Below are 16058 nucleotides of genomic sequence, written 5' to 3'. Positions count from 1 at the left end.
TCGGAGCAGCAGGCCGCGCCGGAGCCGGTCGTCACGGCCGAGCCGGAGGCGGCACCCGCCCCGGAGGCCGCGGCCGTGTCCGAGCCCGCCGCCGAGGCTGCTCCGCCGGCGCGTACGCGGCGCCGGGCGACCCGTAAGGCGTCGGCCCCCGCGGGTCCGCCGAAGGGCGCGGAGGAGACGGCCGTGACGGTCGTCCCCGCGGCCGGACCGGAGCCGGCACCGGAGTCCGCACCGGAGCCGGCACCGGAAACCCGGCCGGAGCCGCGGGAGGCGGAGGCCGCCGTCCCGGAGACGGCCGCCCCGGAGAAGGCGGCCGAGACCGCCGAGGCCGCCGGGGAACCGGCCGCACCGGCCAGGAAGACCGCGAAGAAGACCGCCGCCAAGAAGACGGCGGCCAAGAAGACCGCGGCGAAGAAGGCCCCCGCGAAGAAGGCTCCGGCGAAGAAGACGGCGGAGAAGAAGGCGGGCGAGAAGAAGACGACGGCGAAGAAGACGACGAAGGCGTCGAAGAAGACCGCGGCGGCGGAGCAGCAGGCCGCTCCCTCGGTCTCGGCGACCCCGGACGAGTCGTAACGGGGGCACCGCCGTCCCGGGGCCGGGCACCGTTCGCGGTGTCCGGCCCCCGGGCCTTCCCGGACGAGTCCGGCGGAGGCGACCCGGTTTGACCGGGGTGTCGAGGCCCCGTAATCTTGACCGTCGGCGTCTCTACGCCAAACCCCTGAGCAAACACCTCCCGGCGGTTCTTCCGAACAGGCCGGGGGAGGCCGCTCGCGCAGCCGGTTCCGCCGGTGGCGTGCGAGCGGGGGCGGATCCCCGTGATCCCGCCCCGCCCGAGCGGCTGGCATCAAGGGTCCCGTGACGAGCAGAGAGTGAGATCCGCGTGTACGCCATCGTGCGCAGCGGTGGTCGCCAGCACAAGGTAGCTGTCGACGACATCGTTGAGGTTGACAAGATTCCCACCGGCAAGGTCGGCGACACGGTCGAGCTCTCGACCCTGCTCGTGGTCGACGGCGAGACCGTCACCAGCGACCCGTGGGTGCTTGCCGGCATCAAGGTCCAGGCCGAGATCGTGGACCACCACAAGGGTGCGAAGATCGACATTCTTCGCTACAAGAACAAGACCGGTTACCGCCGGCGCCAGGGCCACCGCCAGCAGTACACGGCGCTGAAGATCACCGGCATCCCCGCGGCTGCGAAGTAAGGGACTGAGGAGACATGGCACACAAGAAGGGCGCATCGTCCACCCGGAACGGTCGCGACTCGAATGCCCAGCGGCTCGGCGTGAAGCGCTTCGGCGGTCAGGTCGTCAACGCCGGTGAGATCCTGGTCCGCCAGCGCGGCACCCACTTCCACCCGGGCAGCGGCGTCGGCCGCGGTGGCGACGACACGCTGTTCGCCCTCGCCGCCGGTGCGGTCGAGTTCGGCACCAGCCGTGGTCGCAAGGTCGTCAACATCGTTCCGGTCGCCCAGTAACACTGCGGCGTCCGCCGGACGACACCGGCACACACCGAGGGCGGGCCGCCCTTCCCGTAGCGCAGCGCACAGTGGCGCGCGGGAAGACGGTCCGCCCTCGGCGCGTTGAGCCGGACAGGCGGCCGCACCGCGGGTGCGTGCCGCGACCCCCGCGCGGGCGGTTCCCGCAGCACACGTAACCCACCCCCCGAGGCCGGGACGGCCGCACAGGCGAGCCGGGACGGCCGCACAAGCGGGCCGGACGGCCGCACAGGCGGCCGGAAGGCCGGACAGACGAGCCGCGAGGCCGAACAAGCGAGGCCGGAAGGCCGCACAGCAGGAGGCAACCCGTCATGACCACCTTCGTGGACCGCGTCGAACTGCATGTCGCCGCGGGTAACGGGGGCCACGGCTGCGCCTCCGTGCACCGGGAGAAGTTCAAGCCGCTCGGCGGCCCGGACGGCGGCAACGGCGGCCGCGGCGGCGATGTGATCCTGGTCGTCGACCAGTCCGTCACCACGCTCCTCGACTACCACCACTCACCGCACCGCAAGGCCACCAACGGCAAGCCCGGCGAGGGCGGCAACCGCTCCGGGAAGGACGGCGGCGACCTGGTCCTGCCCGTCCCGGACGGCACCGTGGTCCTCGACAAGCAGGGCAACGTGCTCGCCGACCTCGTCGGCGAGGGCACCACCTACGTCGCCGCGCAGGGCGGCCGGGGCGGCCTCGGCAACGCCGCGCTGGCCTCGGCCCGCCGCAAGGCCCCCGGTTTCGCGCTGCTCGGTGAGCCCGGCAGGACCGGGGACGTCGTGCTGGAGCTGAAGACCGTCGCCGACGTGGCGCTGGTCGGCTATCCGAGCGCGGGCAAGTCCTCGCTGATCTCGGTGCTGTCCGCGGCCAAGCCGAAGATCGCCGACTATCCCTTCACCACCCTGGTGCCGAACCTCGGCGTGGTCACGGCGGGATCCACCGTCTACACGGTCGCGGACGTCCCCGGGCTGATCCCCGGCGCCAGCCAGGGCAAGGGACTGGGCCTGGAGTTCCTGCGCCATGTCGAGCGCTGCTCGGTCCTGGTGCACGTCCTGGACACGGCGACGCTGGAGTCCGACCGCGACCCGGCCTCCGACCTGGACGTCATCGAGGCGGAGCTGGCCGAGTACGGCGCGGGCCTGGAGAACCGGCCGCGGATCGTCGTCCTCAACAAGGTCGACGTCCCCGACGGCCAGGACCTCGCCGACATGGTCCGGCCCGATCTGGAATCCCGCGGCTATCAGGTCTTCGAGGTGTCGGCCGTCTCCCGGCAGGGCCTCAAGGAGCTGTCCTTCGCCCTCGCCTCGATCGTCGCCGAGGCGCGCGCGGCGAAGCCGAAGGAGGAGGCGACCCGGATCGTCATCCGCCCCAAGGCGGTCGACGACGCGGGCTTCACCGTGACCCGCGAGGAGGACGACCTGTTCCGGGTGCGCGGCGAGAAGCCGGAGCGCTGGGTGCGCCAGACCGACTTCAGCAACGACGAGGCCGTGGGCTATCTGGCCGACCGGCTCAACCGCCTCGGCGTCGAGGAGGAGTTGCTCAAGGCCGGTGCCCGCGCCGGTGACGGGGTGGCGATCGGTGCGGAGGACGACGCGGTCGTCTTCGACTGGGAGCCGACGATGGCGTCCGGTGCCGAGATGCTCGGCCGCCGCGGCGAGGACCACCGCTTCGAGGCTCCGCGTCCGGCGGCCCAGCGCCGCCGCGAGCGCGACGCGGCGCGTGACGAGGCGGACGAGGCGTACGAGGGCTTCGACCCCTTCGCGTGACGACGGCGCGACCGCGCCGGGCGTGCCTCCGTCCCGCTGCCGCACCCGGCGGTCCGGGACGCACTCCCGCTGCCGCGCGGCGGTCCGGGGCGCGTCCCGTCCCGCCGCCGCACGGCGGTCCGGGACCGGGACGGAGGCCGCCCGCCGGGCCGCCGCACGGCATAGGGTGGCGGAATGACGTGGTTGATCACAGGTGGTGCCGGATACATCGGTTCCCATGTAGTGCGGGCCCTGACCGGCAGCGGTGAACGGGCCGTGGTGCTCGACGATCTGAGCAGCGGCTCGGCGGACCGGCTGCCCGCGGGCGTGCCCCTGGAGCGCGGTTCGATCCTGGACCGGGAGCTGCTGGACCGGGTGCTGCGGGAGCACGCGGTGACGGGCATCGTGCACATCGCGGCGAAGAAGCAGGTCGGGCAGTCGGTCGAGGAGCCGCTGCTCTACTACCGGGAGAACGTCGAGGGTCTGCGGACCGTCCTGGAGGCCGCCGCGGCCGCCGGGGTCGGCCGCTTCCTGTTCTCCTCCTCGGCCGCGGTGTACGGCATGACGGACGCCGACCTGGTCACCGAGGAGACCCCGTGCGCGCCGATGAGCCCGTACGGCGAGACCAAGCTGGCCGGCGAGTGGCTGGTCGGCGCCGTGGGCCGGGCGCACGGCATGGCGACCGTCTGCCTGCGCTATTTCAACGTCGCCGGTGCCGCGGCACCGGAGCTGGGCGACGCGGGCGTGGCCAACATCGTGCCGATGGTCTTCGAGCGGCTGACGCACGGCGAGAGCCCGCTGATCTTCGGTGACGACTACCCGACCCCGGACGGCACCTGCGTGCGCGACTACATCCACGTCGAGGACGTCGCCTCCGCCCATGTGGCGGCGGCCCGGCGGCTCACCGCCGATCCGGCGGCCTCGCTGGTCCTCAACATCGGCCGCGGCGAGGGGGTTTCCGTCGCCGAGATGGTCGGCGTCATCCGCGAGGTCACGGGCCGTACGGAGCCCGCCCCCGAGGTCAGGCCGCGCCGCGCCGGCGACCCCGCGCGGGTGGTGGCCTCGGCGGAGCTGATCGGCAAGGAACTCGGCTGGACCGCCCGGCACGACGTCCGTTCCATGGTCGCCTCCGCGTGGGCGGGCTGGTGTCTGCGCCACCCGGAGCAGACCGCCGGCTGAGCGGGACGAGGGCGTGCGGCCCGGCGGGGCGCACGCCGGACGACCCGGTCCCGCCGCGCCATACCGTGCGGCGGGGCCGGGATGGATGCATAACGGGGCACTTTGGTTGTGCGGAAAGCCGTACCAGTTCTGCTCTAGCTGTGTTGCAATGTGGTGCCAGTGGCGTAGCCGCCAAGTGGACTGGACCTGTTCCACAGGTGAACGGTGGAACGATTGTTTTCTCCTTCCCGCAGGATGAAACGTCGTAGGTAGGTCAGCGTGTCCGAGCACATAGCCACCCCCCGCACCACTGCCGTGGTCCTCGCCGGCGGCACCGGTCAGCGGGTCGGGTTGTCCATCCCCAAGCAGTTGCTGAAAATCGCGGGCAAGGCGGTCATCGAGCACACCCTCGCCATCTTCGAACAGGCCGAGGACATCGACGACGTGTTCGTGCTGATGGCACCCGGCTATGTGCAGGACGTCGAGAAGATCGTCGCGAAGGCGGGCTTCCGCAAGGTCACCCGCGTCGTCGAGGGCGGCACGACCCGCAACGAGACCACCGAACGCGCCATCGCCGCGCTGTCCGAGGGACTCGCCGAGGGCGAGGACCGCAACGTCCTCTTCCACGACGCCGTACGCCCCCTGCTGTCGCAGCGGGTCATCTCCGACTGCGTCGCGGCCCTGGAGCGTTACACGGCCGTCGACGTCGCGATCCCCTCCGCCGACACCATCATCGTGACCCGCACCCACGGCGAGGACGGGGAGTTCATCACCGACGTCCCGGACCGCTCGCGGCTGCGCCGCGGCCAGACCCCGCAGGCGTTCAAGCTCTCGACCGTCCGCCGGGCCTACGAGGTGGCCGCCGGCGACCCCAACTTCCAGGCGACCGACGACTGTTCCGTCGTGCTGAAGTACCTCCCCGACGTGCCGATCTACGTCGTGCCGGGCGACGAGTACAACATGAAGGTCACCCAGCCCGTCGACGTCTTCATCGCCGACAAGCTCTTCCAGCTGGCGTCCCACAGCGCCCCGCGGCAGACCGGTGACGACGCCTACCGCGAGCTGCTGGCCGGCAGGACCCTGGTCGTCTTCGGCGGCTCCTACGGCATCGGCGCGGACATCGCGGCGCTCGCGGAGCGCTACGGCGCCCGAGTCTTCCCGTTCGGCCGCTCCACCACCGGCACCCACGTCGAGAACCCGGAGGACATCGACGACGCGCTGTCCAAGGCGTACGCCGAGACCGGCCGCGTCGACTACGTCGTCAACACCGCCGGGGTGCTGCGCATCGGCAAGCTCGCCGAGACCGACAACGCCACCATCGAGGAAGCCCTGCGCGTCAACTACCTCGCGCCGGTGCAGATGGCCCGCGCGGCCCACAAGTACCTCGCCGAGACCCGCGGCCAGCTGCTGCTCTACACCTCCAGCAGCTACACCCGGGGCCGCGCCGAGTACAGCCTCTACTCCTCCACCAAGGCGGCGATGGTCAACCTCACCCAGGCGCTCGCCGACGAGTGGAGTGCGGACGGCATCCGCGTCAACTGCGTCAACCCCGAGCGCACCGCGACGCCGATGCGGACCAAGGCGTTCGGCCGGGAGCCGGCGGAATCCCTGCTGTCCTCCGAGGCCGTCGCCCGCACCTCGCTCGACGTACTGCTGTCGACCCTGACCGGGCACATCATCGACGTACGCCAGCAGGACCCGACCCGGGACGCTTCCGCCCCCGGGTTCGAGCACGCGCTGGCGGCCGTCCTGGCACGGGAGGAGAACGTCTGATGGGCATCTCCACGGCTCTGCGACTGGCCCGGGTCGAGACCCGCACCGAACTCGCCGCCGCCGTCCTGATGGCGCTCGGCGCCGTCGGCACGACCGTGGGCGCGCTGCTGCCGAACCTGTGGCTGTTCGCCGCGGCGGCGGCCGTGAGCTACGCCGCGGACGGGTATCTGACCGCGCGCGGCACCTACCTCGTCAAGCTGCTCGGCCGGGTGGGCGCCGGAGTGGGGAACCGGTTCCTCCTGCGGCAGCTGCTGCTCGTCCTGCTGCTGGCCCGCACGGGACTCTCCGAGGACTCGGTGATCTACCCGGCGCTCGGCTGCTTCGTCGGGTTCCAGGCGCTGCACGCGGTGCACCGCGCGGTCGTCACCCTGATCACCAAGCGCCGCCGGCTGCCGTTCGCCACCCGCAACATCGACCTGTCGGGCCTCGGCATCCCGGACGGCCCGCCGCCGTGGCTGGTCACCCGGTCCGCCGAGAAGATGCTGCACTGGGACCTGGTCGCGGTCGCGGGCCTGCTCGTCACCGGGGCCACCGGCGTCGCCGGCTGGGGGCTCGCGGGCTGCACCGGCACCGTGCTCGCCGGAGTCCTGCGCACGCTGCTGCTCGTGCCGTACACCCTGGGCCGGCGGCTGCCGCCGGGCCGCGACGCGGCGCTCGGCTTCCTGAACGACTGGCTGCGCGAGCACCGGCCGACGACGGTGCTCTACTTCTCCGGCTCCAAGGACTCCGCCTACCAGGTCAACATGTGGCTGGAGACGATGGAGAACGTGGACGGGGTGCCGCTGGTGCTGCTCCGCGAGCGCCACCTGCTGCCGCAGCTCGCCGCGACGACGGTGCCGGTCGTCTGCGTGCCGAGCGCCGTGCACCTGATGAACATGGACCTGTCCTCCGTACGCGTCGCGCTCTATCCCGCCAACGTCGGCAAGAACATCCACCTGCTGCGGGTGCCGACGATGCAGCACGTCTTCATCGGGCACGGCGACAGCGACAAGATCGCCAGCGTCAATCCGTACAGCAAGGCCTACGACGAGGTCTGGACGGCCGGGAAGGCGGGGCGGGACCGTTACGCGCTGGCGAACGTCGGCGTGCGCGACGAGGACATCGTCGAGGTCGGCCGCCCGCAGCTGGCGCCCATCCAGACCTGGACCGGCGCGCCGATGGGCCGCATCCCCACCGTCCTGTACGCGCCCACCTGGGAGGGCTGGTCGGACGAGCCCGGCAACACCTCGCTCATGCCGGCCGGTGAGAACATCGTGCGCCGGCTGGTCGAGAGCCCCCGGCCGGTACGGGTGCTCTACAAGCCGCATCCCTTCACCGGCACCCGCAGCCCCGCGGCAGCGGCAGCGCACCGGCGGATCGTGGCACTGCTGGAGCATGCCGCCGAGCGGCGCGCCGCCGACCCGCGCTGGGCGCAGGAGGCGGCCCGGCACGCGGACGCGCACGCCGCGGCACGCGCGGAACTCGCCCGGATCGAGGCGCGGCTGGAGGCCCTCGGGCACTCGGCGGCCCCGTCCGCCCGGGACGAGGCGGCGGCGTCCCGGGACGCCCGGGCGGACCAGGAGCGGGCCGCGCAGGTGAAGCGGCTGCGGCAGGAGTGGGACGACGCGTACTGGCGGTCGTTCGGCTGGTGGGAGCACAAGGTGATCACCGGTGCCGAGCCGCGCCTGTACGACTGCTTCAACCGGTCCGACGGCATGGTCTCGGACATATCGAGCGTGGTGTCCGACTTCATCGCCAGCGGCAAGCCGTACGCCGTCACCGACTCCGCGGGCCTGGGCGAGGAGGAGTTCAAGCGGCAGAACACCGCCGTGCGCGCCGCCGTCGTGCTGGGCACCGACGCCTCCGGCATCGGCGCGCTGCTCGACGCGGTCTCCGAGGAGGACGCCGATCCGCTGATCCGGGCCCGCCGGGAGCTGAAGCAGTATCTCCTCGGCCCCGACACGCCGCCTTCCATGCAGCGCTTCAACCAGGCGGTGCGGCAGCTGGCGGCGAAGGCCGAGGCACGCAACGACAGCCAGGCTCCCCAGGAGACGGATGACCTCTCCGGCGCCACGGCGTCCGCCGTGCGGGGCGGCCGGCGGAGCGGGGCCGGGCACGGCCCGGGGGCCTCGGAGACGACAGCGGTGGGCTGAGCCCGCCGCCCTGGTCGGGAGGCCCGGCCGGACCGTTCCCCCGCGGTCCGCCCGGGCCTCCTTTTCCGTGCCCGGCGGTGCGGGCGCACGGCCGGGAGAAAAGCCGCTCTCCCGGGCAACCACTTCCCGCGCACAGCGGTCTTGAACAGATGTCGGCAACAGCGTTGGAGGAGAAAAGAATGGGCGAGCCCGATGTCACGGTCGTCATCGGGGCGTACGAGGCCATGCCCTATCTGGTGCGCTGCCTGGAGTCGGTCGAGGCGCAGAGCATCGGCGCGGACCGGATGGAAATTGTCGCGGTGGACGACGGTTCGACGGACGGAACCGGCGAATATCTGGAGCGATTCGCGGCGGAATCCAAGATTCCGACCCGGGTGGTGCGGCAGGAGAATTCCGGCGGGCCCAGCGGTCCGAGGAACACCGGACTGAAAATGGCGCGCGGCCGCTACGTCTTCTTTCTCGACGCGGACGACTATCTCGGCGACGAGGCCTTCGAGCGCATGGTCGCCATGGCCGACCGCAACGGCACCGACGTGGTGCTCGGCAAGGTGGTCGGCGTCAACCGCGGCGCCCCGAAGTCGATGTGGGCCCGCAACCTGGAACGCACGGACGTCTTCTCGTCCAACATCAAGTTCACGCTCAGCGCCCAGAAGCTCTTCCGGCGCGAACTGCTGACCCGGCACGGCATGACGTTCCGCGAGGATCTGAGGACGGGCGAGGACGCCGTCTTCACCATGGAGGCGTATCTGCGCGCGGACGGGGTCTCCGTGGTCGCCGACCACGTCTGCTACCACCTGGTCGGCCGCGACGACGGCAAGCACGTCACCAAGAGCGGGAGTTACGTCCTGCGCTTCGACTCGGCGCGGGCGCAGATGGAGACGATCGCCTCCCTGGTGCCGGCCGGTCCGCGGCGCGACTCCCTGATGGTCCGGCCGGTCGTGGTGACGCTGCTGCCGCAGTTCGGTCCCGTGCTGCTGAAGCAGAGCGAGCGGATACAGCGGCACAAGATCGAGCTGGCCCGGCCGCTGCTCGACGCGTACTGGACCAGGGGGCTCGCGCGCGGGCTGCGGGCGCACGAGCGGCTGCGGCTGCACTGCGTCAGCCAGGGCCGGCTCGACCAGCTCCTCGACGTGGTCGCGTTCGTCAGGGACAAGAAGCCGCCGAAGGTCGTGCTGGACGCGCGGCGCCGGACCGCCTATCTCGCGCTGCCGTTCTTCCGCGATCCGGCCGCGGGCATTCCGGACCGGGTGTACGCCGCCACCCGGGAGACGCTGTCCGCGGCCGATCTCGTCTGGGAGGGCGGGCTCCCCTGGCGTTCCCGGGTGCGCGGGGCCGCGCGCCGGCTCCTCGGTCCCCGGCTGAGCCGCCGGGTGGGGCGGCTGGCCGGGAGGCGCCCGGCCGCCTGACGGCCCACCAGCCGCCTTCGGGCGCTCCGCCCGGCGGACAGGCGGGGCGGACGGGCGGCGAACGGATGGGCGGACGGGCGCGGGCAAGGCCGGCGGGCGCGGACAGGATCCCGGCGGCTCGGCCCGCCAGCCCCCGGCCTCGGCCCAGCCGCCCCGGGCTCAGCCCAGCCGCTTGCGGACCTGCCGGACCCGCCGTCCCACGGCGCGCCGGGCCCGGCGGTACGGCGACGTCCCGCCGCCCGCGCCCTCCAGTGCGGCGAGCCGCCGCGCGAGGGCCGCGTTCTCCTTGCTCACCTTCTCCAGCCGCTCGTTCAGCGCCGACTGCTCGCTCCGGGCGCGCTTGACCTCCTGCCGCAGCCGGCTGATGCGGTAGCCCAGCAGACCGTCGGGGGAGCCGTCCCAGGCCCGCAGGGCCGGCGGCAGGTCCAGGGAGGCGACGCGGGCGTCGTACGCCGCCCCGCCGTCCCCGTGGGCGAAGGTGTTCTCCAGTCCGTTCCGGTCCAGGAAGGACATGAACCGGTCGAACCGCTCGCGGTGACCCTCCCGCAACTTGCCGAAGTCGGCGGCCTCGTACAGCTCGGCGGGGTCCGTACCGGCGTGGACGTCCTTCACCGAGCGGTGCGGGATGTCGAAGTAGCGGCACAGCTCCAGGGTGCGGGAGTCGTGCGCGAGGACCACGGCGGGGGTGCCGGCGAGGAGCGCCGCGATGTTGCCGTGGATCCGGGTGCCGAACGAGAAGTCCCGGCCGCGCAGTTCGTCGAGCCAGGTGGCGGGGTCGATGAACAGCCGGACCTTGTCGTCGCGGAAGAACGGGTGGCTGCTCTGCAGCGGCATGCTGCCGGACCGGCCCTCGGCCTCCGAGAGATCGCCCCACAGCAGCAGTTCCGCGTCGGTGAGGTTCTGCGCCACATAGATCAGGTCGGGGTGGAGGTCGTACGCGTGCCGCATGAGGCCGCCGACGTCGCTGATCTTGGCAGCGGCGGCCGACACGTTCACCGAGATCCGGGACTCGGCGGTGAGGGTCTCCGTCCGCTTGGTGATCTCGAACGTGTCGCCGTTCATGAACATCGACGGACAGCCGATCACCTCGACGTCCCGGAAACCCAGGTCCCGGACGTACTTCTCGGTGAACTCGCCGCGCACTCCGATCGACGCGGAACGGTCCAGGACGGCCCCGACGAAACGCTTCACCGACGCCTCCAGCGGACGCAGCCGCTCGGCGCTGTAGCCGAGCCCCGTCTGCGCTCCCACACCGAGGACGACAACCGGGATGTCGAGCTTCTCGATGAAGGCGGAGAGCTTGTTGAGCTGGGTCTCGAAGGACGGCCGGAAGGCATTCGCGAGGGGCACGACGAAAGCGTCGTACTCCTCGTTGATGCGCGCGGCCTCCGAGGGGTTCACCCGCATCCGGTTGGACTCCACCTCGGTGCCGTCCGTCAGCAATATCTTGTGTGCCGCATCGCTGAAGAGGAGATTTCCCGAGTTCGTGGCGATGACGTTCCGCTGTATCGCCTGCTCCCGCGAGACGACCTCGAACGGGCTCTTTCCGGAGCGCAACAGGATCCTTTTCATGGCGACATGCCTTCCCGGGAGTGCACAAGGTCCCCGAGGAGGTTCCGTAGGGGCCGCGAAGGGCACATCGTAAATCAGCCGCGGAACACGACGGACCCCGGGAGGCGGTGCCTCCCGGGGTCTGTTGCAGGGCCGTTGCCGGTCCGTTGTGAAACGCTGTTCGAAACGAGAGCGGCGGTGCCGCGCCGCGGTCAGGCGCGGACGCTGTCCGGCTCCCCGGAGCTGTCGTTCGGGTCCGAGGTGCCCGTGGGCTCCTGGGTGTCCGACGGCTCCTTCGTCCCCGCCGGCTCCAGCTCGATCTCCTCCGCGGCGTCCTCGACCTCGGCCTCGGCCACGCTCTCGCGCTGCGCCGGGACCTCGGAGGCCAGCCGGGCCTCCATCCGGGCACGCCGCTCGTCCGCCCTGCGGCACAGCGCGACGGCGGCCTCGTTGAACCGGACCGGGGACGGCGGGTCGGACGGGCCCAGCAGATGCACCTTCAGCTCGGCGCGGGCCGCGGCGAACGTGTCCTTCTCCGGGTGCCGTACGGACTCCAGCAGGGCCGGTACGGCCTGCGCGTCCGGGGTGAGGATGGCCGCGGCCCGCACGGTCGGGAAGCCCGCCCGGAAGTCGTCCTCGCTCAGCCCGCTGGTGTTGGCCACGGCGTACGGCTTCTCGCTCGTCAGATAGTCGGAGACCACGCTGGACACGTCGCTGATCAGCACGTCGGCCTGGTTGAAGCAGCTGTAGATGCCGGGCCGGGCCCCGACGACGACCTGGTGCTCCCACTCCGGCAGCGAGGACCAGTAGGCCCGCTCCCAGGCGGCGGTCGCCTCGGCCACGGCCGCCGCGCGGCCCGCCTCCGGCGAGGACTGGATCAGCATCCGCTCGACCTCGTCGGCGGCCGGGCGGAACGCCGTGCTCGTGAGCCGGTCCAGCTCCTCCGTGCGGCGGCGCAGCTCGGCGGCCGCCTCCGGGCCGGGGCGGCTGCCGCCGCGCCGGGCGTTGGCCTCGGCGATCATCGCCCGGATGCGCTCGTCGGCGCGGCCCGCGCGCGGGTCGACGGAGCCGGTCATCGGGTGCGGTTTGTAGAGCAGCCGGACCTTGGGGTCGGCGAGCAGCTCCCGCACGATGTTCTCGCCGGCCAGGATCACCGAGGTGTTCCCGGGGTCGTTGGTCCAGCCCTCCCAGGTGGGGGCGTAGAGGACATGGGTGAAGGCGTCGTCGGCGGGCGGACCGGCGTACGGGCGGATCGGCGCGAGCTGCGGCCGGCCGACCTCCACGACGTCCCGGTCGTCCACGCCGATGTCGGCGAGCTGGTAGCGCTCGCGCGCGGCGGGGCCGGCGACCCAGACCTCGTCGTACGCCTTCGCGTACGGGTTGCAGCTGGACAGCTTGTCGCTCTCGCCGTGGTTGGTGAACGCGTGCTTGATCGACGGGATGCGCAGGACCTGCGAGGTCTTACCCGAGTTGGCCGGGTGCAGCATCATCTTGAGCGTCGAGTGCTCCAGGTGCATCAGGTGCGCGACCTTGGGGATGCAGACGATCGGCACGTCCGTCGCTTCGATCTTCTGCACCATGAACCGCTCGCGGAGCACGATGACCGGGTTGCCGTCGAGCTCGGCCAGGGTCGAGAGCCACATGTTGGCCTGGTACGCCGACGAGGTGCCGCCGGAGAAGTACATGCCGACGGTCGGCCGGTAGTCCGCCAGCCACTTGTCCAGCCAGTCCAGCGTCTCGCGCTCGGTCGCGGTGCGCTTGGCGGGCAGCAGCCAGGTCGCCAGGTGCGCCACACCGCCCGCGGAGAGGGCGAGCGCGACGGAGAGGCCGATGCCGCCCCACAGGGCGTCCCGGGTGACGACGGTGCCCATCAGGCCGGTCGTGACCGGGACGGCGAAGGCCAGCAGCCGGTGTCCGGGGCGGCGCGCCAGCAGGCGCGGCGGCGCGGCGGAGAGCCGCAGCCCGGAGGTGTCGATGTTCCGGGTGATGACGGGCAGCGTGCGGCTGCGGCGTACGAGCACCGCGACGGCCTGGCACACGAAGTGCAGCATGTAGAAGGCCAGCAGCCCGATGGTGAGCGGGGACTGCTCCTCCAGCGGGCTGATGCCGTCTATGCGGAGCAGACCGAGCACGATCAGCATGTCGCGCAGCAGCTGCCGGACGGTGACGTCGAAGCGGACTCTGCCCAGCAGGGACAGCAGTCCGGGCTGCCGTTGCTGGAGATAGAGGTCGAGGGCGAGTCCCGCGGCCGATCCGACGACGAAGGTCGGGACGTTCGGCAGCAGGGCTCCCGCGAGTTGGGCCGTGTAGGCCGCGAACATCGCGAACAGCGCTGTGAGCTGCACAGCGCGGCGGGGGACGAGTCCGGCAGAGGGCACGAGCTGGGCTCCTGGCGGGGCGGATGGATGGGGGGCGGCCGTGGGGGTGACCCGTCCGCGTCGGACGTCGGACGCGGACACGGCGCGGGATGACCACCGACGGTATTCGGTTGACTGACTCCATGACAATTTCGCGTGACGCCCGTCACCGATGAGCACGGGGCCGAACGGGCGTACCGGGGCGAAATCGCGGCCGGAACGGTGCAGCATGCCACTGCGTTCGCGCAGGCCGCCGCCGGTGGGCCGGCGGCCCTCGGCCGTCCGGGGGAGCGCGTCCGCCGTTCGGACGGCGGCGCGCCCCGTCGGCGCGTCGGCGTAGATTCACGGGGACGGGAACATCCATTCCTACCAGTGAGGACGCCGCACGTGTCAGGGGCAGCTAGGTCGTCGTTGGGGTCGGCGGGTCCGGTGGAGCCGGTGGAGCCGGTGCGGCCGACGGGGGCCGCGGTGGACCGGCGGGACGTGGCTTCGGCCCGCCGGATCGTGGTGAAGGTGGGCTCCTCCTCCCTGACGACGGCCGCGGGCGGGCTCGACGCCGACCGGGTGGACGCGCTCGTCGACGCGCTCGCGAAGGCCCGGGACGGGGGCGAGAAGGAGATCGTGCTCGTCTCCTCCGGCGCCATCGCCGCCGGGCTCGCGCCGCTCGGCCTGCGCCGCCGGCCGCGCGACCTCGCCCGCCAGCAGGCCGCGGCCAGCGTCGGCCAGGGGCTGCTGGTCGCCCGCTACACGGCGTCCTTCGCCCGCTACGGCGTACGGGTCGGGCAGGTGCTGCTCACCTCCGACGACACCAGCCGCCGGGCGCACTACCGCAACGCCTTCCGCACCCTGGACCAGCTGCTGGCCATGGGCGCCCTGCCGGTGGTCAACGAGAACGACACGGTCGCCACGGACGAGATCCGCTTCGGCGACAACGACCGGCTGGCCGCACTCGTCGCCCACCTGGTCCGCGCCGACCTGCTGATCCTGCTCTCCGACGTCGACGGGCTGTACGACGGCGACCCCAGCACTCCCGGCACCTCCCGGATCGCCGAGGTCGCCGGGCCCGCCGAGCTGGCCGGGATCTCGATCGGCAGCGCCGGCCGGGCCGGGGTCGGCACCGGCGGCATGGTCACCAAGGTCGAGGCCGCCCGGATCGCCGCGGGCGCCGGGATCCCGGTCGTGCTGACCTCGGCCAGCCGGGCCGCCGACGCGTTCGCCGGCCGCTCCACCGGCACGTACTTCCACCCCACCGGGCGCCGCTCCGCGAACCGGCTGCTGTGGCTCGCGCACGCCTCCACCCCGCTCGGCGCGCTGACCCTGGACGACGGCGCCGTACGGGCGGTGGTGGACCGGCACAGCTCGCTGCTCCCGGCCGGCATCGTCGGAGTCGAGGGCGGCTTCAGCGCGGGTGACCCGGTGGAACTCCGCGACACGACGGGCACACCGGTTGCGCGCGGCATCGTCAGCTTCGACGCCAAGGAGATCCCGCAGCTCATCGGCCGTTCCACCCGAGACCTGGCCCGGGAGCTGGGGCCGGCGTACGAGCGGGAGGTCGTGCACCGGGACGATCTGGTCGTCCTGGACGGCTGAGACGCGCGCGGCGGACCGGCGCCGGGCCGCCCTTCCCGGTGGGCCCGCCGTGCCGCGGCGGCCGTTCGCCGACGGCACCCCGCACACCCGAGCGGCCGGTCGTCCGCTGTGCCGGATAGCTGACGGACGGCATTCCGGTGGCAGATCGGCCGAAAGTCCAGCCTTTCCACGGAGACCTTCGCGAAAAGCGCCCGCCGCCGCCCCGGGACTGGTCAACTTTGAGGCAAGGACGCCGCCGGGGGAAGGCGGGAGGGGCCGGAGTTTCCGCGTCGAGCACCGCGGACCGGCCCCGGCAGCGGCATCACAGGGCTCCGGTCGCGGGGACGCGGAGCGCGCGACGGACAACAGGAGGCGGCCGGTGAGACGAGGGCGCCCTGAGGCGCTGCCCGGAGGACCGGGGGAGCGGAGGCCGGCGGGCATCGGCGGTGCGGAGGAACAGGCGCGGACGGCGGGACCGGCCGTCCGGGGCCCGGGAGACCAGGAGCGGGGCTCGCGGGGCGGCGAGCGGGAAGCGGCCCGGCTGTGGCACGTGACCCTGAGCGTCTCGGGCCGGCAGACCCCGGTGGGCGAGATCCGGCGCGGCCTGGAGCAGCTCGCCCAGGACCACCCGTTCCTGCTGGCCGGGCGGTACGCGGAGGACCGCGCCGAGATCCGGTACTGGGAGGAGGCGCGCGATCTGCACGACGCGGCCGCGGTGGCCCTGCGGCTGTGGGGTGAGCACCGGGCGACGGCCCGGCTTCCGGCCTGGGAGATCGTCGGCCTGGAGGTGGTGGGGCGGGAGACCTACCACCGGCGCATCGCCGAGGGCCGGGACGCACGGCCGGCCTTCCCGGGCGGCGTACGGCCCTTCTGACCCCCTCGGCC

General features: G+C 72.6%; 11 protein-coding genes and 1 pseudogene. 10 read left to right on the top strand and 2 right to left on the bottom strand.

The genetic code is table 11. The features are described 5' to 3' along the window. From GCU69_RS08255 to GCU69_RS08220, 8 genes and pseudogenes are all read left to right on the top strand, one after another. Window positions 1-573: pseudogene (locus tag GCU69_RS08255) on the top strand (Rne/Rng family ribonuclease); the annotation flags it as partial. A 307-nt stretch (window positions 574-880) separates the two neighbouring features. Then, complete coding sequence (rplU, locus tag GCU69_RS08250) at window positions 881-1201, top strand: 50S ribosomal protein L21 (RefSeq protein ID WP_098751880.1); 321 nt, start codon at window positions 881-883, stop codon at window positions 1199-1201. Between the two features lie 14 nt (window positions 1202-1215). Then, window positions 1216-1473, top strand: a complete 258-nt coding sequence (gene rpmA / locus GCU69_RS08245) for a 50S ribosomal protein L27 (protein WP_098751879.1) — start codon at window positions 1216-1218, stop codon at window positions 1471-1473. A gap of 332 nt (window positions 1474-1805) precedes the next feature. Beyond that, window positions 1806-3248: a GTPase ObgE gene (obgE, locus tag GCU69_RS08240; RefSeq protein ID WP_098751878.1), complete on the top strand. Its 1443-nt coding sequence runs from the start codon at window positions 1806-1808 to the stop codon at window positions 3246-3248. Between the two features lie 174 nt (window positions 3249-3422). Continuing rightward, window positions 3423-4406 (top strand): UDP-glucose 4-epimerase GalE, encoded by a 984-nt coding sequence (galE, locus tag GCU69_RS08235; RefSeq protein ID WP_098751877.1) that lies wholly within the window; start codon window positions 3423-3425, stop codon window positions 4404-4406. 258 nt (window positions 4407-4664) lie between these two features. Then, window positions 4665-6158, top strand: coding sequence for a bifunctional cytidylyltransferase/SDR family oxidoreductase (locus tag GCU69_RS08230; RefSeq protein ID WP_098751876.1), 1494 nt, complete (start codon window positions 4665-4667; stop codon window positions 6156-6158). Next, window positions 6158-8290, top strand: a complete 2133-nt coding sequence (locus GCU69_RS08225) for a hypothetical protein (protein ID WP_098751875.1) — start codon at window positions 6158-6160, stop codon at window positions 8288-8290. The genes GCU69_RS08230 and GCU69_RS08225 overlap by 1 nt, the downstream gene beginning before the upstream one ends. Window positions 8291-8469: 179 nt before the next feature. After that, window positions 8470-9696 carry a glycosyltransferase family 2 protein gene (locus GCU69_RS08220; RefSeq protein ID WP_156205532.1) on the top strand — a complete coding sequence of 409 codons (1227 nt, stop codon included), beginning with the start codon at window positions 8470-8472 and terminating at the stop codon, window positions 9694-9696. Between the two features lie 159 nt (window positions 9697-9855). Here the strand turns inward: GCU69_RS08220 and GCU69_RS08215 are convergent, their stop codons facing one another. Then, the gene (locus GCU69_RS08215; protein ID WP_098751873.1) at window positions 9856-11268 is read right to left on the bottom strand and encodes a polysaccharide pyruvyl transferase family protein; all 1413 of its coding nucleotides are present in this window, start codon (window positions 11266-11268) and stop codon (window positions 9856-9858) included. Between the two features lie 191 nt (window positions 11269-11459). Next, the gene (locus GCU69_RS08210; RefSeq protein ID WP_235978321.1) at window positions 11460-13625 is read right to left on the bottom strand and encodes a hypothetical protein; all 2166 of its coding nucleotides are present in this window, start codon (window positions 13623-13625) and stop codon (window positions 11460-11462) included. Between the two features lie 462 nt (window positions 13626-14087). Between GCU69_RS08210 and proB the strand changes: the two genes are divergently transcribed. Continuing rightward, entirely contained in the window at window positions 14088-15194 is a 1107-nt protein-coding gene (proB, locus tag GCU69_RS08205; protein WP_098751884.1) for a glutamate 5-kinase, read from the top strand. Window positions 15195-15552: 358 nt separating this feature from the next. Continuing rightward, window positions 15553-16047, top strand: a complete 495-nt coding sequence (locus GCU69_RS08200) for a hypothetical protein (RefSeq protein WP_098751872.1) — start codon at window positions 15553-15555, stop codon at window positions 16045-16047. The last annotated feature ends 11 nt before the right edge of the window (window positions 16048-16058 follow it).

Origin of the sequence: Streptomyces lycii (assembly GCF_009735685.1) — a bacterium.
In the GTDB taxonomy this organism is placed as follows: Bacteria; Actinomycetota; Actinomycetes; order Streptomycetales; family Streptomycetaceae; genus Streptomyces; species Streptomyces lycii.
Note: the sequence above shows the minus strand (reverse complement) of the source record. Positions and strands in the feature narration are given on the sequence as shown.